20 protein-coding genes are annotated in these 20,460 nt (G+C 41.4%); 15 read left to right on the plus strand and 5 right to left on the minus strand.

Annotation, left to right across the window (positions count from 1 at the left end; all coding sequences use genetic code 11):
* Positions 1 to 76: 76 nt before the first annotated feature.
* Positions 77 to 1,198, minus strand: a complete 1,122-nt coding sequence (ald, locus tag QMA00_RS10590) for an alanine dehydrogenase (protein ID WP_008110075.1) — start codon at positions 1,196 to 1,198, stop codon at positions 77 to 79.
* A 139-nt stretch (positions 1,199 to 1,337) separates the two neighbouring features.
* Between ald and lrp the strand changes: the two genes are divergently transcribed.
* From lrp to serS, 6 genes are all read left to right on the plus strand, one after another.
* Complete coding sequence (gene lrp, locus QMA00_RS10595; protein ID WP_036982893.1) at positions 1,338 to 1,817, plus strand: leucine-responsive transcriptional regulator Lrp; 480 nt, start codon at positions 1,338 to 1,340, stop codon at positions 1,815 to 1,817.
* Positions 1,818 to 2,013: 196 nt separating this feature from the next.
* The gene (locus QMA00_RS10600) at positions 2,014 to 4,503 is read left to right on the plus strand and encodes a DNA translocase FtsK 4TM domain-containing protein (protein WP_290157135.1); all 2,490 of its coding nucleotides are present in this window, start codon (positions 2,014 to 2,016) and stop codon (positions 4,501 to 4,503) included.
* Entirely contained in the window at positions 4,503 to 5,129 is a 627-nt protein-coding gene (gene lolA, locus QMA00_RS10605; protein WP_290157137.1) for an outer membrane lipoprotein chaperone LolA, read from the plus strand. Before QMA00_RS10600 ends, lolA begins: the two co-directional genes overlap by 1 nt.
* The gene (locus QMA00_RS10610; RefSeq protein ID WP_290157139.1) at positions 5,122 to 6,465 is read left to right on the plus strand and encodes a replication-associated recombination protein A; all 1,344 of its coding nucleotides are present in this window, start codon (positions 5,122 to 5,124) and stop codon (positions 6,463 to 6,465) included. Before lolA ends, QMA00_RS10610 begins: the two co-directional genes overlap by 8 nt.
* Positions 6,458 to 6,838, plus strand: a complete 381-nt coding sequence (crcB, locus tag QMA00_RS10615) for a fluoride efflux transporter CrcB (RefSeq protein ID WP_290157140.1) — start codon at positions 6,458 to 6,460, stop codon at positions 6,836 to 6,838. The genes QMA00_RS10610 and crcB overlap by 8 nt, the downstream gene beginning before the upstream one ends.
* A 9-nt stretch (positions 6,839 to 6,847) precedes the next feature.
* Positions 6,848 to 8,152 (plus strand): serine--tRNA ligase, encoded by a 1,305-nt coding sequence (serS, locus tag QMA00_RS10620; protein ID WP_248474591.1) that lies wholly within the window; start codon positions 6,848 to 6,850, stop codon positions 8,150 to 8,152.
* A gap of 230 nt (positions 8,153 to 8,382) precedes the next feature.
* On the opposite strand, the gene QMA00_RS10625 is transcribed toward serS, so the two are convergent.
* Entirely contained in the window at positions 8,383 to 9,345 is a 963-nt protein-coding gene (locus QMA00_RS10625; protein ID WP_290157143.1) for an integron integrase, read from the minus strand.
* 246 nt (positions 9,346 to 9,591) lie between these two features.
* On the opposite strand from QMA00_RS10625, the gene QMA00_RS10630 reads away from it, so the two are divergent.
* From QMA00_RS10630 to QMA00_RS10665, 8 genes are all read left to right on the plus strand, one after another.
* Positions 9,592 to 10,179, plus strand: coding sequence for a hypothetical protein (locus QMA00_RS10630; protein ID WP_290157145.1), 588 nt, complete (start codon positions 9,592 to 9,594; stop codon positions 10,177 to 10,179).
* A 109-nt stretch (positions 10,180 to 10,288) separates the two neighbouring features.
* Positions 10,289 to 10,759, plus strand: a complete 471-nt coding sequence (locus tag QMA00_RS10635; RefSeq protein WP_290157147.1) for a DUF2846 domain-containing protein — start codon at positions 10,289 to 10,291, stop codon at positions 10,757 to 10,759.
* A gap of 117 nt (positions 10,760 to 10,876) precedes the next feature.
* The gene (locus tag QMA00_RS10640; protein ID WP_290157148.1) at positions 10,877 to 11,344 is read left to right on the plus strand and encodes a hypothetical protein; all 468 of its coding nucleotides are present in this window, start codon (positions 10,877 to 10,879) and stop codon (positions 11,342 to 11,344) included.
* A 25-nt stretch (positions 11,345 to 11,369) separates the two neighbouring features.
* Entirely contained in the window at positions 11,370 to 12,056 is a 687-nt protein-coding gene (locus QMA00_RS10645; protein WP_036983925.1) for a hypothetical protein, read from the plus strand.
* A gap of 105 nt (positions 12,057 to 12,161) precedes the next feature.
* The gene (locus QMA00_RS10650; RefSeq protein WP_290157152.1) at positions 12,162 to 14,003 is read left to right on the plus strand and encodes a GIY-YIG nuclease family protein; all 1,842 of its coding nucleotides are present in this window, start codon (positions 12,162 to 12,164) and stop codon (positions 14,001 to 14,003) included.
* Positions 14,004 to 14,010: 7 nt separating this feature from the next.
* Positions 14,011 to 14,589, plus strand: coding sequence for a hypothetical protein (locus QMA00_RS10655; protein ID WP_290157155.1), 579 nt, complete (start codon positions 14,011 to 14,013; stop codon positions 14,587 to 14,589).
* Between the two features lie 186 nt (positions 14,590 to 14,775).
* Entirely contained in the window at positions 14,776 to 15,030 is a 255-nt protein-coding gene (locus QMA00_RS10660; protein ID WP_005526636.1) for a type II toxin-antitoxin system prevent-host-death family antitoxin, read from the plus strand.
* A complete protein-coding gene (locus tag QMA00_RS10665) occupies positions 15,023 to 15,292 on the plus strand; it encodes a Txe/YoeB family addiction module toxin (protein ID WP_005464459.1) in 270 nt (89 codons plus the stop codon). The genes QMA00_RS10660 and QMA00_RS10665 overlap by 8 nt, the downstream gene beginning before the upstream one ends.
* A gap of 453 nt (positions 15,293 to 15,745) precedes the next feature.
* Here QMA00_RS10665 and QMA00_RS10670 read toward each other — a convergent pair whose 3' ends face one another.
* Both QMA00_RS10670 and QMA00_RS10675 read right to left on the minus strand, forming a co-directional pair.
* On the minus strand, positions 15,746 to 16,900 hold the full coding sequence (locus QMA00_RS10670) for an IS110 family transposase (RefSeq protein ID WP_290157157.1): 1,155 nt from the start codon (positions 16,898 to 16,900) through the stop codon (positions 15,746 to 15,748).
* A 521-nt stretch (positions 16,901 to 17,421) separates the two neighbouring features.
* Positions 17,422 to 18,603, minus strand: coding sequence for a PQQ-dependent sugar dehydrogenase (locus QMA00_RS10675; RefSeq protein ID WP_290157159.1), 1,182 nt, complete (start codon positions 18,601 to 18,603; stop codon positions 17,422 to 17,424).
* Between QMA00_RS10675 and QMA00_RS10680 the strand changes: the two genes are divergently transcribed.
* Complete coding sequence (locus tag QMA00_RS10680) at positions 18,588 to 19,049, plus strand: hypothetical protein (protein ID WP_290157161.1); 462 nt, start codon at positions 18,588 to 18,590, stop codon at positions 19,047 to 19,049. The genes QMA00_RS10675 and QMA00_RS10680 overlap by 16 nt on opposite strands.
* Before the next feature lie 74 nt (positions 19,050 to 19,123).
* On the opposite strand, the gene QMA00_RS10685 is transcribed toward QMA00_RS10680, so the two are convergent.
* Positions 19,124 to 20,323 (minus strand): Nramp family divalent metal transporter, encoded by a 1,200-nt coding sequence (locus tag QMA00_RS10685; RefSeq protein ID WP_290157162.1) that lies wholly within the window; start codon positions 20,321 to 20,323, stop codon positions 19,124 to 19,126.
* Positions 20,324 to 20,460 lie beyond the last annotated feature (137 nt).

The raw sequence follows: 20,460 nt of genomic DNA on the forward strand, positions 1-20,460 counted from the left end.
AAAAAGCAGCTAATTAGCTGCTTTTTTAATGCTTATACCTAAATTATGGCTTAGGTATAAGCGGTAAGAATAATAGTTACGCGTTTTCTACTGCAGTGCGTGGGTCAACATATTCCATATTGAACGCTTCAGCTACTTCTTTGTAAGTTACTTGGCCTTTAATTACGTTTAAGCCTTTTAAGAAGTGAGCGTCATCTAGTAGTGCCTTTTTGTAACCTTTATTTGCAAGGTTAATAATGAACGGCAATGTTGCATTGTTAAGTGCAAACGTAGATGTACGTGGAACAGCACCTGGCATGTTAGCAACACAGTAGTGAACAACTTCATCAACGATGAAAGTAGGATCAGCGTGCGTAGTTGCTTTAGACGTAGCAATACAACCACCTTGGTCAATGGCAACATCAACAATTGCAGCACCTGGCTTCATTGCTTTAATGTGTTCAGCAGTCACTAGCTTAGGTGCAGCAGCACCCGGTATAAGTACGCCACCAATTACTAAATCAGCTTCAAGTACGTGCTTTTCAAGCGCGTCAGCTGTTGAATAAATAGCTTTAACTTTATTACCAAACTGTGCGTCTAGTGCACGTAATACGTCGATGTTACGGTCAAGTACAACAACCTCAGCACCTAGGCCAACGGCCATTTGTGCAGCGCTTCGACCAACCATGCCGCCGCCAATAACAACTACTTTAGCTGGCTCAACACCTGGTACACCACCTAGCAACATACCACGACCGTGGTTTGCTTTTTCTAGCGCTTGTGCACCTGCTTGAATAGACATACGGCCAGCAACTTCACTCATTGGCGCTAGAAGTGGTAAACCACCGCGTGAATCAGTCACAGTTTCATAAGCAATACAGATTGCTTTACTTTTAACAAGGTCTTCAGTTTGTGGAAGATCCGGTGCAAGATGAAGGTAAGTGAAAAGAATTTGGTCTTCACGTAACATTGCACGCTCAACAGCTTGTGGCTCTTTTACCTTGATGATCATTTCTGCTTTTGCAAAAACATCAGCAGCTGTTTCTAAAATTTCAGCGCCTGCTTGAACATAATCATCATTTGTAAAACCAATGCCCATACCAGCGTTAGTTTCAACAATCACTTGGTGGCCGTGATTTACAAGTTCGCGAACACTCGCAGGAACCATACCTACACGGTACTCATGGTTTTTAATTTCTTTAGGTACACCAATAATCATAATTTTGCCTTGTTAGAACGGGATAAAAATTTTTCACTATTATATTCATGCTAGGGTAGTGTGTCTCACCTTTTTTTAATCTCTTTGTAGTGTTAGTATCTGTAAAATTAATTTTATTAGAATAAAAAACTAAAAAGCCATGCATAACTTATTAGACCGTATTGATCGCAAAATTTTAGTCGAATTACAACTTGATGGCCGCCTGTCAAATGTTGAACTGGCCCGACGAGTTGGCCTAAGCGCCACGCCCTGTTTAGAGCGAGTGAAAAAGCTCGAACGAGAAGGGTATATTTTAGGCTACAAAGCAGTGGTTGATCCCGCCAAGCTTGGTCAAGGGCTTTCTGTGTATGTAGAAGTAACCATTACCAAAACATCGCCCGACGTATTTGAAGAGTTTAGTGCTGCTGTTAGAAAGCACAAAGAAATTATAGAATGTCATTTGGTTTCGGGTAATTTCGACTTTTTATTAAAAACCCGAGTTAACGATATGTCAGAATATCGAGGCGTGCTCGGTGATATATTATTAAAGCTGCCTAATGTGAGTGAAAGCCGCACCTATGTAGTCATGGAAGAAGTAAAAGGTGAAGAGGGCGTGGTTATCCGTCCTTTTGTTGCTTAATGACAGAGTAACAGCCTTTAATATACTTTTATTGTTGCAGCCAACTTTGCTTTTTTAATAAGTGTACGACTAAATAATAAAAACTTGTTCATAATCAGGCCATCATGGTTAAGATAAAGTGCATCAAAATACATTTCCTGCTAAGGTATTCTATTGCCAAGTGAGTGTAAAAAATAATAATGAGGGATAGGTAATTATGCGCCTAAACGGTGTACAAAGACTATTAGAAGCGGGGCTGATCGTCAGCACCTTTGCAGCGGTATTTATTTTATGTGCTTTAATTAGTTTTCATCCTGCCGATCCTGCTTGGTCGCAAACGGGTGAATTTACCAACGTACATAATATTACGGGTACAGCGGGCGCGTGGGTGGCCGACATACTATTACTTACCTTTGGCTGGCTTGCCTATTTTGTGCCAGCGGCTATTCAGCTGCTAGGTTACTTGGTGTTTAAGCAGCCACACCGTATTTTACAACTCGATTACACCACACTTGGATTACGCATTATTGGTTTTGCGCTGTTTATTACCTCAGCCACCGCTATTAGCAGTATTAATTTTGATGATATTTATAATTTTTCATCCGGTGGGGTAGTGGGTGATGTGATTGCATCAGCCATGATGCCAGCGTTTAATTTTACCGGTACCTCTATTTTACTACTGTGTTTCTTTTTTGCAGGGTTAACCCTATTAACAGGTGTGTCGTGGGTACAATTTGTTGATTACTTAGGTGATTTAATTGTTAGGTTATACCGCTTTTTGGTGACCTATGCCCGAGGCTGGATGCAACGTGAACGCATTGCAGGTAAAGTACAAGACGAGCAACCTGATGCTTATTTTGAAGACGATACACGCCAACAAGAACCTGATCTTGCTAATAAAGTAGCAGACAAACCAAAAGCACTCGATAAACCAGCAACTAAGGTTAATGCCCCTCAAGACGACGAGTTTATGCCGTTTGACGAGCTTGACCAAATACTCGATCAAGAAATTAGCTTTAGCGCCATAGACGATGAACCGATGGACACCGAGGCAGCACTTAACGCGCTGGATCAAAGCCCTGTGGTTGAACCTGAAAAACCAGCAACAACCGTGGTTTCACCAGCAAGGCCAATTAACAAGCCAAAATCAGGGTTTCAACCGCCGCCAACTGCCAAAGAGAAGTTTGAACAATTATTAGAGCAAGAGCCACCTCCGGGGCCATTGCCGTCACTGGATTTACTCGACAGACCCGACAAAGCAAAAAACCCAATTTCGCAAGAAGAGCTCGATAGCGTATCACGCCTTGTAGAAACAAAACTACTCGATTTTAACGTGCAAGCCACTGTGGTTGGGGTTTACCCAGGGCCTGTTGTTACTCGTTTTGAGCTTGATTTAGCACCGGGTATTAAGGTGTCTAAAATTACAGGGCTGTCAAAAGATTTAGCGCGTTCACTTTCGGCAATTAGTGTGCGCGTGGTTGAAGTTATTCCTGGTAAAACCTATATAGGTATTGAGCTGCCTAATAAATACCGTGAAATTGTACGTTTATCAGAAGTCATAAACGCACCTAAGTTTGAGCAAAACCCATCGCCACTAACCATGGTGCTTGGTAAAGACATTGCAGGGCAACCTGTGTGTGCCGACTTAGGTAAAATGCCACATTTATTAGTGGCCGGTACAACCGGTTCAGGTAAGTCAGTGGGCGTTAATGTAATGATATTAAGCTTACTGTATAAATCGGGCCCTGAAGATGTTCGCATGATCATGATTGACCCGAAAATGCTTGAACTTTCAGTATACGAAGGTATTCCGCATTTATTGTGTGAAGTTGTGACCGACATGAAAGAAGCCGCTAACGCACTGCGTTGGTGTGTAGGTGAAATGGAACGCCGTTATAAGCTGATGTCGGCTTTAGGTGTACGTAACTTAAAAGGGTACAACCAAAAAGTAATGGAAGCCAAAGAAGCGGGCTACCCAATTATGGATCCATTATTTAAAGACACCGACGGCATGAAAGACGGCCCTGATGAGCTAGATAAATTACCTAGCATAGTGGTGGTTATTGACGAATTTGCCGACATGATGATGATTGTAGGTAAAAAAGTTGAAGAGTTAATTGCCCGTATAGCGCAAAAAGCGCGTGCTGCGGGTATTCACTTAATTTTGGCAACGCAGCGTCCGTCGGTTGATGTAATAACCGGTTTAATTAAAGCGAATATACCTACACGTATGGCGTTTCAGGTATCAAGTAAAATAGACTCGCGCACCATACTTGATCAACAAGGCGCAGAAAATTTATTAGGCATGGGTGACATGCTTTATTTACCGCCAGGTACCAGTGTACCTGAGCGTGTGCATGGCGCGTTTGTAGACGACCATGAAGTACATGCTGTGGTAAACGATTGGAAAGCCCGTGCTAAACCAAATTACATAGACGAGATTTTAAATGGCGATGCCACGGAAGATATTCTATTACCAGGGGAAGCCAGTGAAAATGGCGATGAAGAGTCAGATCCGTTATACGACGAAGCGGTCGCCTTTGTAATAGAAACCGGTAAAGTGTCGGTATCATCAGTGCAACGTAAATTACGTGTAGGCTATAACCGTGCTGCACGATTAGTAGAACAAATGGAAACATCAGGTATCGTGAGTGCACCAGGACACAACGGCGCGCGCGATGTATTAGTACCTAATGGAGCAAATTAATGAAAAAATTAAGTAGTTTATTATTGGTATTGGGCAGTTTAGTGGCGATGCCAAGCTTTGCTGACGACAGCCAAGCATTACAAGATAAGTTATCGACCTTAAAAAGCTTTAAAGCACAATTTAAACAAAACGTAACCGACGGTGAAGGCCAACTGGTAATGCAAGGCCAAGGCAATATTGCGCTGCAACAGCCATTGATGATTCGCTGGCAGCAAACTAACCCAGACGACACCTTATTTGTGTCAAACGGCGATAAAACCTATTACTTTGATAGCTTTGCTGAGCAAGTAACCATTATGAAAACCAGCGGTTTAATTGACTCTACACCGTTTATATTGCTCACCTCTGAAGACCCTGCGCAATGGGAAAAATACAGCGTGCTTGCCACCGATTTAGGCTTTAGCATTACCCCAAATAAAGGCGTAGAAAGCCAAGTAGAGCAGCTTGATATTACTTTTGCTGATAACGAGCAAGGGCTTGCAAAACTGGTGGTTAAAGATAGCTCAGGCCAGCTATCTGCGTTTACATTTAGCAATGCACAGGTTAATACTGAGCTTGATAAAACAACTTTTGAATTTACCCCGCCAGCGGGTGTAGAAATAGACGATCAGAGTAACGGTGAGTAATTTAGGATTTAACTTTGGGCCCGATGTGCGCCCACTCGCTGCGCGTATGCGCCCTTTATCGCTAAACGATTACATAGGGCAGCAACATTTACTCAGCGCTGATAAACCTCTTCATCAAGCGATAGTAGCAGGGCGCTGCCATAGTTTAATTTTATGGGGGCCGCCGGGGGTAGGTAAAACTACGCTGGCGCAAATTATTGCCAACCATGCAGACGCTGAACTAATTCAAATGTCGGCAGTAACCGCTGGCGTAAAAGATATTCGCGATAGCGTAACCCAAGCGCGCGATAACTTACAAAGCCGTGGTCAGCGCACTTTAATGTTTGTTGATGAAGTACACCGCTTTAATAAATCTCAGCAAGATGCGTTTTTACCGCATATTGAAGATGGCACTTTTATATTTGTTGGTGCCACCACCGAAAACCCCTCGTTTGCGCTTAATAACGCGATTTTGTCTCGTGCAAGGGTGTATGTTTTAAAATCCTTGCAGGAAAGCGATTTATACACGGTAATAGAGCGTGCACTTAAACAAGATGAGCAATTAAGCCAAAAACACATCGTGATTGCAGATAACGCCAAACAAGCGCTGTGCCAAGCAAGCGGTGGCGATGCTCGTAAAGTGCTTAATTTACTCGAGCAAGCAGTGGATTTAACCACTGAGCAAAACGGCCAATTTCATGTTGACGAACAGGTACTCAGCCAAGTACTGCCTACGCATTTAGCTAAATACGATAAAGGCGGCGATGAATTTTACGATTTAATTTCGGCGTTTCATAAATCAGTGCGAGGCAGTTCGCCAGATGGTGCGCTTTACTGGTACTGCCGTATTTTAGCCGGTGGCGGCGACCCGCTTTATGTTGCAAGGCGCTTATTAGCAATTGCTACAGAAGACATTGGCAACGCCGATCCGCGCGCTATGGAAGTGGCTTTAAACGCATGGGATATATTCCAACGTGTTGGCCCAAGCGAAGGTGAGCGCGCTATTGCACAGGCCACTTTGTACTTGGCTAGTGCACCTAAAAGTAATGCAGTTTATATGGCGTTTAATCAAGCTAAACAAGACGCTAAAAACGAGCCAAGCTACCCCGTACCAGAGCATTTACGAAACGCCTCCACCAACTTAATGAAAGACTTAGGCTATGGTGCAGAGTATCGTTATGCGCATAACGAAGAAGGCGCATTTGCTGCTGGTGAAAAATACCTACCGCCAGAAATGGATGGCAAACAATACTACCAGCCAAGTGATCGTGGACTTGAGCAAAAAATTAAACAAAAGCTCGAGTATTTAAAAGAGCGCGACGCACAAAGCCCAATAAAACGTTATGAGCATGATTAAACTTTACATGATGATAGCCCTTGGCGGAGCGTCAGGAGCCTGTTTACGGTTTTTTATTAGCGAAACCATGCTAAAACTCCTCGGTAGGGGATTCCCTTTTGGCACGTTGACGGTTAATATTCTGGGTTCATTGTTGATGGGCATTTTATACGGTTTAATAGATAAACAAGTTATTGCCGTCAGTCCTGCTAAAACCCTCATCGGAATTGGCTTTTTAGGTGCGTTAACCACCTTTTCAACATTCTCAATGGATTCGTTGTTGTTTTTACAACAAGGTCACTTTATTAAAATGGCCCTCAATATCATCTTAAACGTGATGGTGTGTATTTTTATGGCTTGGCTGGGCCTTCAGCTAGTAATGCAAAAAGGTTAAAAAACTAACATGTTAGATTCTAAATATTTACGTCAAGATGTCGAACAAACTGCAGCACGTTTAGCCGCACGTGGTTATGAGCTAGATGTAGCGGTAGTGACTGAACTTGAAGAAAAACGCAAAACATTACAAGTAAAAACGCAAGAACTTCAAAGTCAACGTAACGCCAGTGCTAAAGCCATTGGTCAAGCAAAAGCAAAAGGCGAAGATGCACAGCCATTGCTAGACGCAGTTGCTAACTTAGGCAGCGAGTTAGACGCAGCTAAAGCTGAGCAAGACGAAGTGTTAGAAGCAATTAAACAAATTGCCTTAGCAATTCCAAACTTACCGGACGAGTCGGTACCAGAAGGCGCTGATGAAGACGACAACGTAGAAATTTTAACTTGGGGTACACCTAAAAAGTACGATTTTGAAGTTAAAGACCACGTTGATGTAGGGCAAGACCTAAACGGCCTAGACTTTGAAATGGGCGTTAAAATTAGTGGCGCACGTTTTACCGTAATGCGCGGCCAAGTAGCGCGTATGCACCGTGCACTTACCCAATACATGCTAGACACCCACATAGATAAAAACGGCTACACAGAAATGTATGTACCGTACTTGGTTAATAGTGCAAGCCTTTACGGTACGAGCCAATTACCTAAGTTTGCGGGCGATTTATTCCACACGTTAGGCCTAGTGAACGATGATGGCGAGCAGCAAGCTGGCTTTAGCCTTATTCCTACGGCAGAAGTACCGCTTACAAACAGCGCACGTGATGAAATTTACGAAGAAAGCGATTTACCTATTCGCTTAACAGCGCACACGCCATGTTTTAGAAGTGAAGCAGGCAGCTACGGTCGCGATACCCGCGGTTTAATCCGTCAGCACCAGTTTGATAAAGTAGAGCTAGTACAACTTGTAAAACCAGAAGATTCAATGCAAGCACTCGAAGAGCTAACAGGTCACGCAGAGCAAATTTTACAAGCGCTTGAATTGCCATACCGCAAAGTAATTTTATGTATGGGCGACATGGGCTTTGGCGCAGCAAAAACATACGATTTAGAAGTATGGTTACCAGCACAAGACACCTACCGCGAAATTTCATCATGTTCAAACATGGTTGATTTCCAAGCACGCCGTATGCAAGCACGTTTTCGTCGTGAAGGCGCTAAAAAACCAGAGCTTTTACACACACTAAACGGCTCAGGTTTAGCGGTTGGCCGTACACTTGTAGCAATACTAGAAAACTACCAACAAGCCGACGGCTCAGTAGTAGTACCAGAAGTACTTCGCCCATACATGGGTGGACTTGAAGTGATTGGGAAAGCTTAAAGCACTAGCTGTAAGCTGTCAGTTTTTAGCTATAAGCTTTAGAAAGCCGCTGTTTTAACGAACAGCGGCTTTTTTTTGTTTTAGGAAAAGGTTCGAGGTTAAAGGTAAAAGCTGAGATATTAATTCGCAGTGAAATTCATTGTGTAAGAATCGGCTTCATACATATCGGCGCTATTTTTGTATAAGGCGTACTTTAACGCGTGACACACAATTAAAAACTTTTGCTGGTTTTATAATCTCGAAAATGGGCTTACAACACCATTGGCTCCTTGTTGTAAAACATGAGTATATATTTGGGTTGTTCGCACATCACTATGGCCTAATTTTGCCTGAACCGTGCGAATATCAGCGCCACTTTGCAATAGGTGCGTTGCAAATGAATGGCGTAAGGTATGTGGTGTAACGTGTTTCCTAATTTTTGCATCGTCAGCAGCCTGTTTAACAGCGCGTTGTAATTGCTTTTCATCAATATGATGACGCCTCAACTGCTTACTCTCAGGATCCATGCTTAATTTATGTGATGAAAATAAATATTGCCACCCTAATTGTTTGTTATGGTTTGGATATTTTTTACGTAACAAATGCGGCATGTAAGCGCCGCTATATAAGGGGTTTTTCAGATCTAATTGCAGGTAACTATCAACTAATTGTATTTGAGAACGTAATTGCGGTATGAGCTCTACTGCAAGCGTTACAACACGATTTTTACCTCCTTTGCCATCCCAAATTCGAATGCAGTTATAGTCAAAGTCAATATCGTGTACTCGTAAACGCAGTACCTCCATTAATCGCATACCACTGCCATAAAGTAGTCCACAAGGTAAATAATGCTTCGCAGAGCACACTTTAAAAAAATTATTTATTTCCTGCTGCGTTAAAACTACCGGTAGTTTAGTTGCTCGTTTACTCTTAATAAAACCTAATGATAATGAGAGTGGCTTTTTAATCACTTCTTTAAATAAAAAGCTCAACGCATTTAAGGCTTGTGTTTGAGTATTAGGAGCAACATTTTGTTGGTTGACTAAATGATTTAAAAAAAGTTCGACCTCATTATCTCCCATCGTTGTTGGGTGCCTCATAGAGTTAAAACGAATAAACGAAGCTATCCAGTATAAATACGCTTTAATGGTACTTTTAGCATAACGCTTTAAATACATTTGTTCGGCTATCATAGTTAAAAAAGGTGATTTCATGATATGAATCTCTAGCAAAATTTAACTGTATATATAGACAGTGCATATTGTTTTGTCCAATATTACTGATCTCCACCATTTCGGTGTATTTTCGCACTGATTAAAAATAATTTTCAGTCAACTAATTGTTTACAGATGTTTATTTGATGGTTAAGATAAATGCATTGTAATATATGGACATTTTTCTGTTTATAAAACGACAAATGTCGTAGACAAAATTGTTATGAATTATCAAAAGGATTGATCATGAAAATTATGCTTATTTTCCCATTCTTAATCTTAGGCTTTGTCCAATTAGCGCTTGCTGAGGATAAGGAAGAGCCATCACTTGCACTTGAAGGCGGAATGAGCAGTTTATTGGTACTTAGAGATAACTTTATTATTACTTACAGCGACCAAGTTACGGACGGTTGTCTTCCTCAGCCTCACAAAATGAAAGACAAAATGGAAATTTCCTTGCGGCAAAACAATTTCTCTATAGAGACTGAAGAGGGCTGGTTTCCAAATAAAATACTAGTTACTGCTCTAGGCTTTAGTACTGGGGGTTCATCTTGTGCTATACACCTTAGCGCTAGTTTAAGTTTTTGGGCTTCTGTTGTAGTTCCATATGCGCAATCAGTACCTAGTGGTAATAATACACTGGCGCCATTAACTTACGATTTTGGTAGTGTCATATTGACTGGCAGCAAGCATGGAATGCAGGCTAGAGTTGAAAAGCAAGTTAAAGAATTTGGAGATACCTTATTTCTCGATATATCTAGAGCTAAAGATTTAGTAAACAAAAAGTTTCCAGAAATCTTCGAATACTATAAAACTCAACTCAAGAAACAATAAAAATTCATAACAAAGCGTTCAACCGGACTCGCCTTCGGCTCGCGCGGTTAACGCGGCGTTATGCTTTAAAACAAAAATCTTGTCATTTCTAACTTTAATAAGGAAATTTATGAAACGTTTATTTTTACCTGTAGCTGTACTTGTGTCTGTTATGTCTGGTTGTGCCAGCGTTCCAATGGAGTCGACTGCAGTTTCATCCAAAGCTAAGAAGTTTGAAGAGCCTTCCCCCGATATGGCTGGGATATACATTTACCGCAAAGATACTCCGGTAGGCGCTGCGCTTAAGAAGGATGTTTGGGTTGATGGCAAATGCATTGGTGAGACAGCTAAAGGAGTTTTCTTCTATCACGAGGTGGAAGGTAATAAAGAGCATACAATTTCCACTGAATCTGAGTTCTCTCCTAACGATCTCACAATTAACACTGAGACAGGCTCTCTGTACTTCATTGAGCAATATCTGAAAATGGGCGTATTTGTTGGTGGTGCGGGTCTCGAACTGAATAACATTGCTGAAGGTAAGCAGGAAGTATCAAAACTTGAGATGGCAACGCAAGGCAATTGCAGCGCTACTAAGAGCTAAAGCATAACAAAGCAGCTCACTAACTCGTCGCTACGCTCCTCGGGGACAAAGGCCACAACGCGGCAAGACGCTGGCCTTTGCCCGTGGCTGCGGCGTTAGCCATACATAAGGATCTGCATGAGCGTTGTTGCAAAGGTTAAAAAATCAGTCTGGAATCTTGGTGCAGCTTTATTCTTTATTTGGTTTGGATTTAAGGCCCTGGGATACGGAATGGATCTTTTAGGAATTGAAGGCCCATCATTATGCTCTTATACCGACGTCGCGGAATTTATTTCGCCGAATGGTAAAAAAATTGCGAAGCTTGGTTATTCAGATTGTGGAGCAACAACTAACTGGCAAACTGGAGTAAACATCGTAGATGTAGAATCAGGTAAAGAGTATAACGGATTCTTCGGATTGGACGGTAAGCCTGAGAATTTAAAAGTGGTCTGGACCTCAGATATTGAATTAACGTTTAGTCACTTTCCAGTAGATAGGTTACTTTGGTTCAACCAAGACTATATGTCAGGTGTAAAAGTAAAAATCGAGGCCAGTATGGCTAACAAACAAATTCATCCGACGCCAAACAGCGGCACGGCTGATTAGGGCGTTAGTTTCACAAGGAAAGTTTGTGCGAATATTTAAAATTCTTGTACCTGTTTTTATATTGCTTCTTTTTGCGTCTTTTATCTTCTTTAAAAAGGATGCGATAGCATGCGAAATGATCGGGCAGACGCATTTTTCTCAGATTTCAACAAATCTCTATGTTGATGACAGCCTTGACGAAGCACAACAATCGAACTTGATAGAAGCAATAAATGATGCAATCGAAAGAGTTTCAAATGTGTATGGTAACCCTATATCTTCACCAAGAATTATTGCTACAACTGGGGACCAGTACTCCAGTTTTGGCTTTAATCCAACGGGCATGCAAGCATCAGGGTTCTTTAGAGAATGCATATTTCTAGGCCCTAAGGGGCTCAACACAGACGTGATAGCGCATGAATTTGTTCATGCAGAGGTAAGGTACAGAACTGACCTTCTTGTAGAGCTTACGCAATTACCAGCCTGGTTTATTGAAGGAACAGGTATTAAAGTTGACTATCGCAGACCTTTTTTACTTGAAAATATAGAGATAACAGAGGAAGAACTAGCAAAAGTTAAATCTATTTTTTTTCTAAGCGACTTTCCAAATACAAGTGTGAAATACTACCAAGCATCAAGAATAGCTGTTGAACCAATGCATACTAAAAGTTTGTACTCAGGATTGGAAAGGTTAAACAATGGAGAGAAGTTTGAAGTGGTGTTTGGGCTGTGAAACTAACAAGGCGCTACTACGGAAAATTTATTCGCTAAGGCTCCTATATTTCCGCAGAGCGTGGCGTTAGCTATTTGATTTCTCAAGCCCTTGTAAGATGCCAAAATGATTAGTAAGAAAAGACCTAACGGATATTGGACAAAAGAGCGTTGCACTGACGAAGCTTTGAAATACAGGACTCGAAGTGAGTTTAAAAAATTGAGTCGGTCAGCTTTTGCTTCTGCGAAAAGGAATGGTTGGCTAGATGAACTTTGCGGTCATATGGTCCTGATGAAAAAGGCTAATGGTTATTGGACAAAAGAACGTTGTTCAGAAGAAGCACTCAAATATCAGACTAGAACTGAATTTCAGAAAAAGAGTAACTCAGCCTATAGCACCGCAAACAAAAATGGTTGGCTAGATAAACTTTGTAGTCATATGAGCACAAGGAAAATGTTGGGGAGTTACCAAACAAAAGAACAATGTGCTGAAGCGGCTATTAAGTTCAAATCAAGAAGCGAATTTAAAAGGGAGTGTTCAGCCGCCTATAATGTTGCTCGAAAGCGTGATTGGCTAGAAGATGTTTGTGCTCATATGAATTCTAGAGGTGGCTGGGACAAAAACCGTTGCTTCGAAGAGGCGATCAAATACCAAACTAGAACAGAATTTAATAAATTATGTGGAGCCGCTTATAGTGCAGCTTGCAAAAATGGTTGGCTGGATGAAGTTTGTCAACATATGAAAATCCAACGGAAGCCACAAGGATACTGGACAAGAGAACGCTGCGGTGTAGAAGCTCGTAAATATCAAAGTCGGGCGGAGTTTAATAAATTGTGCGGAGGAGCTTTTAAGGTATCTAGGGAAAAGGGCTGGTTGGATGAAATTTGCAAACACATGAAAGTTCCAAAAAAGCCAAATGATTATTGGACTAAAGAACGCTGCGGTGTAGAAGCTCTTAAATATCAAAGTCGGGCGGAGTTTGAAAAATTGTGTAGAGGAGCTTATAGGGTATCCAAGGAAAAGGGCTGGTTGGATGAAATTTGCAAACACATGAAAGCTCTACAAAAGCCAAGAGGTTATTGGACTAAAGAGCGCTGCTCAGAAGAAGCTCTTAAATATCAAACAAGACTTAAATTTCAAAAAAGTAATGAAGCTGCTTATACGGCAGCTCGCAAAAACGGTTGGTTAGATTCAATTTGTGCTCATATGATTGAAATAAAGAAACCTAAAGGTTTTTGGACTAAAAAACGTTGTGCGAAAGAAGCTTTAAAGTATGAGACCAGAACTGATTTCAACACCGGAAGTAACGGAGCGTATAAAACTGCAGTTAAGGAAGGCTGGCTAGATGAAATCTGCACCCACATGCTCCCTGTTGGCAATGAATACCTTAGAGGTTTGTACTTAATAATAAATAAGAGGCTAAATACTGTATACATCGGATTAACTTCTAACTTTAAACGCCGAAAAGAAGAACACCTCAAAGGGAGCCGTACCAATGCCTCTGAAATTATGAAAGAAAAGGATACGGATTTTATCCCCCTTACTGACTATGTAAGTGTAGAACAAGCGACAATTCTTGAGCTTGACTTTGCAAATAAATATGAAAAAGAAGGCTACCGATTGTTAAACGACAGAAGCAGGATTGGTGGACTAGGCGGCTCACGGCTAAAATGGACCGAAGAGCTTTGTAAAGTGGAGGCTTTAAAATATAACACTCGTTACGAATTCCAAAAAGGTAGCAGGCAAGCCCATGCTGCGGCACAAAGGCAAGGCATTCTTGAGAATATATGCAAACATATGGTTACAGCAAAACGTGAGGTTTACTGGACTAGAGAGCGTATAGAAGCTGAAGCAATTAAGTACAAAAAAAGATCAGCTTTTGCTAAAGGTAGTGGCGGAGCCTATAATGCAGCCAGAAAAAACGGATGGCTTGATGAGATATGTTTACACATGCGTAAACTAAAGTAATAATATCATGGAATTAAAAGAACTTTTAGAAATAGCTGGAGTGACTTTAGGTGCGCTTGGCGGTGGAGCCGCAATCATATTCGGGTTTTCAAGTTGGCTTGGAAAAATTTGGGCTTATAGGCTCATGGAAAAAGAAAAAGCTGAGCATTATCGAGAGCTTGAATCGCTTAGAAATAAGCTTACTCAAGATACTGAAAGTTATAAAGTTAAACTCAAGAAATCAGAATTTATTTTCGAGAAAGAATATGAAGCTGCATCCGAATTGGTATCACTCAAAAGAAGCTTTTTACCCACCTATTCTCACCCTAATATGTGCTGGAATGAGGCATGTGACGAAGTCGCTCATAATTTTCACAAAATTGAAACTGCGTTAAGTTCATACTTATCTAAGCATGGTGCTGTCTTAAGCAAAGAGACTAAAGACTTACTTAGCTATTCAATTGGAATTGCTGGTGAAAGTAAATTTGATATAACCAATCCAGATGTACCTACAGAAGCAAGTGCCGCTGCTGATAAATTATTAAAAAAATTAGATGAAGCAGAAGAGTGCTTGCTAAATCAGGTTCATTCACAATCAAGCAGCTAACGAACACCTAAAGCAGTGGACGCAAAAAGTTTGGCTTGCGCTCCTTCGTCGCTAATTATAGCCAAGCATTTTGCGCCGCTTAGGTGAGGCGTTAGCTGTCTTATCAATATCGCATGTTCAATTTACTGTACAACTTGAGTGGTGAAGACTATACTTGTTCCATTAAACGTACATGTGGAGGTTCTTATGAGAATCGTATCTTTTACTGAAGCTAGAAATGGTCTCAAAGCTGTTTTGGACGGTGTAGTTAATGACGCTGATACAACAGTTATTACACGCCGCGATTCTGAAGATGCTGTGGTTATGTCTTTAGACTACTACAATAGCCTTATGGAGACAGTTCACTTACTACGCTCTCCTCAAAACGCTGAACACCTAAACCGTTCAATAGCACAGTACCGTGCTGGTAAAACAACAGCACGAGAATTAATTGATGAGTAGTAGTCAACGTTTACTGTCGTGGACTGATGACGCTTGGGATGACTACCTGTATTGGCAAACTCAAGACAAGAAAACACTCAAGCGCATTAACAAACTTATCAATGATGTTAAGCGCTCTCCATTTGAGGGCATAGGTAAACCAGAGCCGTTAAAAGAGAACTTATCTGGTTTTTGGTCTCGTCGTATTGATGACACTAATAGGCTTGTTTACGCAGTCGATGATCAAGCGATAACGATAATTTCGTGTCGTTACCACTACTAAATCAGGTTCAGCGATCTGGCATCTAACAAACAATTTAAGAGTGATTCCCAACGCTTGGCATTTTTCATTCCATCGTTGGGTTTTGTGTTTAAGGTATAATGGTTTCGTTTCGTGGTAGCGTTGCTAACACCTTAATTGGGCGTTGGTATGACTCCCACTGTCAAGTTAAACGCACTGATCCTTGCTTAACTTTTTAAGCCATAATTACTTCAGCTCGAATTAGAGCGAGTTAATACATAGGATGAAGCAAGTAAGTTCGTCGGTTATCTTGCTGATATTCGTTGGTTATTACTATTTCTAGTAACAGAGCAGACCTTACTTATTCCGTCGTGGCACCTGTCTTCAGTCTATGTTCGTGGTTCAACGCAGCGTTAGCTGCATTGCCATCCTAACGCCGTCGGTGGTTGTGCCACACCCGATGCTTGATCCCATGCATTAACTCTAATTCGTTTATCATGCGGGTACTCTTGCCAATCTAAGTTTTGTATTCACTGGCGTAAGCACCACTTCTTTAGCAATGACCCATATGTACGCAATCATTTCTCGGGCAATTGCGGTGACAACCAGGTTGTAGTGTTTCCCTTTGGCTATCATTTTTTTATAGCGCTTGCAGAGCCTAAGTTGTGCTTTCCACGCAATATCAATAATGTCCTTTGGTAAACCTTCTTGTCGTTTTTGCATATCTGTCGATATATTTGCTGCATATCGATAAGTGTGCGCGCCTTCAACAAGGAGGCGTCTTGCTCGGCCATTTCCGCATTTTGTGATAGCGCCAATATGGCGTTTGCCACCACTCGAGTGTTCACTGGGTACAAGACCAAGATAACTCATTAATTTACGGGGATGATCGAAGCGCGTTAAATCGCCAAGCTCAGCAACAACACCGGTGGCGACCAACAAACGAACACCTCGCATTGCTTGTATTGCTTTAACAACGGGATAATAACGCCATTGATGGACGTGATGTGTAAGTTCATTATCTAATCGTTCAAGTCGGCTTATTCGCTCGGTAATTGTTTGTAAAAACTCTTGTAAAACGATGTGCTGTGCTGGGTGTGGAAGCACAAGCTCAGTGAGCCAACGTAAATGTTTTTGTGACCAATTTGCAGTGCCTTTGTAATTAATATTATTACGAAGCAGCAGTGCTTTTAATTGATATTTAGCATCTTTTAAATCTTTCATGGCTACTTCGCGTGCGCGAGATAAATCGCGTACGGCTTCATCTTCAGGCTCGGGAACATAGATAGGTGTTAAATCTTCAGATTTAAGTAATTTAGCGAGCTTAAGGGCATCACGTTTATCGGTTTTAATTTTTTCACCAGGTTTTTTAGGAATAAGAGACGGGGCAACCACATAACAGCAATGGCCAAGGCTTGTGATTAATCTGTAAATCCAATAACCACAAGGGCCTGCTTCATAAACAAAGTGTAGCGTTGCGCCAGGGTATTTAGATTCAAACTGACGGACAAGCTTTTGAACGGCCATTTTGGAAGAAGAAAATCGACCTAGGTGAACAGGTTGAGCGCCTCTATGTTCGTCAATATAGGCGACTTCATTGAATTCTTTATGTGTATCAAGACCGATAAAAAGTATGCTATGTTTATTCATGTTAGCCTCTGCTGTTTAGTTATTTGACAAACTAATTATGGCTCTGGCTTTGAATTAAGCTAACCCACGAAAAGCGGAGGCTAACACCGTGTGGGAGTCATTATGTCTATACGAATTGAGAAGTATGTATGTACATTGGACTAGCAATTATATTCCTTACACCATTTCTATTAATTGTATTGATACCAGTGCTTGTTTCAAAATTAACCGAAGTTGAAAAATATACTCATAATTTTAGCAATCGGAAAAAGCATTTTGTAAAAGTCAGTATTTTGTTCACATTAATGCTTTTATCAATCGCTATTAGTAAATTCTTCATGATTCCAGCATTTGCTTTAGGTATAGTATTTTGGTTACAGATTTTCGGTCGTAAGGTAGTCAAAAATTTTAAACTGCTAGTGCGTCGGTAACATTCGTATAGAGTTAAAGGGTTCAGACATTAAATTGCAAATGCCTAAACCGTCTTAATATAACCCATTATATTCCTCTTAAAGTGAAGCGCCTATAATCCTCTTTGTGAGCTAATTTGCTTTAAACAACATCAGCTCAGCATCTTTCCCATCGGTTAATATTGCAACATTACCTTGCGTGGTCACATACACATCCCTTAATCGTCCTATTGCTTCTGGAAATATGTGCGATTGGGTGAACTCACCATTCGCTAAATTTACACTGTAGAGCTTTTTATCGACCAATGTAGTAATAAGCACGTGACGTTGCAGTGAAGGGAAGGCTGCATGGTTAGCGCCATAATATGCCATGCCTGATGGGGCGATTGAGGGCGTCCAATCTACGGTTGGTTGAGCCATTCCGGGGTAGTCTCTAAAGGGGGAAATACGTGCTTGTGAATAATCGTCACCGTTGGTGATTACTGGCCAGCCGTAATTGGTGCCAGCCGTTAAATAGTTAAGCTCGTCACCGCCTGCAGGGCCGTGTTCGTGACTAATAATTTGCTTGGTATCGTAATCATAAACCAAGCCTTGCAAGTTACGGTGCCCGAGTGAATAAATGGCATGCGCGTTAGCGTTTTTGTGGCTAATAAACGGGTTATTGCTTGGTATTGTGCCGTTTAAGTTTATGCGTAATGTTTTGCCAAGTTGACTGGTAATAACCTGTGCTTGCTCACGGTAGTCAAAGCCATCGCCACTTGAAAATAATAAGGTGTTATCAGGCAGCACAAGCGCGCGGCCAGAATAATGCTGCGGTGTGCCTTTATCGGTGACTACTTTATAAATAATTTTTGGCGTTGAAAATTGCGCACCATCAAACGTGGCTTTGGCTATTACTAGCCTGTTTGCATCAAGCTCACCTTGGGCGTAAGTGAATATAATTTCTTGTGATTCACTGTAATTTGGCGAAAGCACTACATCAAGTAAACCACCTTGCCCTGCAACGTATAAGCCCTCGAAGTTTATTTTAACTCGGGTTTGTTGGTTGTTTTTAATGATAACAACATGGCCATCACGCTCGGTGATTAACCAGGTATTGTTTGGGAGTTTAACCATGCTCCACGGTGAATTGAGCCCTGTTGCTAAAGTACTAGCAGTATATTGCTGTGTTGGTAACTCGGCACTGGCGTGACAAGAAAACGCTAAAAGTGACAGTAGCGTAATACAATATAGAGATTGTTTACCCTGCAAGCCTTTGCTAGTGTAAGGAAAAAGTTTTATTTTAAGTTGAGATAACCATGCAGTTTTTAACACGTATACTCCCGTCATTTTTAGTTTCTTGGTTACTAACATTCACTCTTGCTAGCTTGTTTCATAGTCAATACGTTGTCAATCAATTAGTTAATGTAGGTGTTGTAGTGGGCTTTAATGATCGTGTTAACTTAACCCTTGAAGATTGGCTCGGCTTGCTACCGACCTATGGCGCTAATATTGCGGTTGCACTTGCTATCGCGTTTTTGGTTACTTGGTTTATTGCTAAAAAAATGAACAAGCAAGGTACACAACTATTTGTTATTGCTGGTGTGGTGGCGTTTGCAACGGCGTTAATTGCGATTGAATCTATTATGAATATTACTATTATTGCAGGCGCAAGAGGTTGGGGTTTTTATGCGCAATTATGTGCAGGTGCAGTAGGGGGTTATGTATTTGCAAAATTCATTAAGGAAAATAAGCACAAGGCAGCGCATCGCGGCTTTTAAGTCAGTATTGGTCTGCAATGTAAAAAGCCGCTATTAATATAGCGGCTTTTGTGTGTATAAATTGCGTCTTGATATCAAAAAATCAAACTAAACAGCTTGTAACTACTTAGGCCAAAAATAAGCACTAACACTGGTAAAGTAAATAGGTTTACCAACACTGAGTTAGTGTATTTACCCATTACAGAGCTTTGATTAACTAGCCAAACAAGGTAGGCAGTTACAATTGGCAACAGTAAACCGTTAGCGGCTTGGGCAAAAATTATCACCGAGACAGGGTCTAAACCCAGAGAAGCCACCGCCGCACCAAATAATAAAATAACAATGGCAACGCTTTTAAAGCGAACGTTATCCATTTTATTTGACCAACCTAACATGCCACATACGGCATAAGCGCCGGCAAGAGGAGCAGTTATTGCGCTGGTTAAACCTGCGGCAAATAAACCAATAGCAAAAAAGTAATGGGCGGCATCGCCAAGTAATGGCTCAAGCTGCACCGCCATATTGGCAGCGCTAATTTGCCCTGCATCGGTGCCATAAAATGCCACTGATGCGGTTGATAAAATAGCTAAGGTGATCACACCACCTAGGGTGATGGACACGCCCGTATCTATATTGGTTTCTTTAATTACTTTTTGTTTGTCACTCTCGCTGTCATGGCGAGCAGCCAGTACCCCTGAGTGTAAAAATAAGTTGTATGGCACTATGGTCGTACCTACCAATGCTAATACTGTGGTGACTGAGCCCTCAGGCATGCTAGGAATAAAACCAGCTAATACGTCACTGAGCGAGGGAGCCGCCATAATAAGCGTAGAGATAAACACTAGGCTCATTAAAATCACTAGTAAAATAAGCGCATTTTCAACAACTTTGTGTTTACCGCTATAAAGTAGTATGGCACTTAAAAAGGCAATCAGTGGCGTCCAAAGTTGGGCATTTACCTGAGGGAATATTTCAATTAATCCCATGCTGGCACCGCTTAAATTACCAGCCTCGTAGGCGGCACTGCCAACACCAATGGCGCTGATCACTAAAAATATAGCGAGAGATTTAAATAGGGGAGTTTCAATATGGGCTCTTAGTGCTTGTGCTAAGTCTTGCCCAGTGGCTACGCCTAGGCGCGCCGCCATAGATTGTAATAATATGGTGGCAATTACTGAAAATAGTAATGTCCATATTAGTGCAAAACCAAAGTTTGCACCCGCTACGCTCGCGGTGGTAATAGTCCCTGGTCCAATGAAGGCAGCGGTGACGAGTAGTCCTGGTCCTAATCGCATAATTGACCTTAATAGTGCTTTTTATATTGCTATTTAAAGTTACACCTAACGTTTGTTTAACGTGATGCCTGTAATATTGCTGCCACTTATACTAAGTGCCTTGCAGCATTAGCCGCCCCTTGGCTTTGCCTTTTTTG

This window comes from Pseudoalteromonas sp. APC 3694, assembly GCF_030407565.1.
Lineage (GTDB): Bacteria > Pseudomonadota > Gammaproteobacteria > Enterobacterales > Alteromonadaceae > Pseudoalteromonas > Pseudoalteromonas tetraodonis.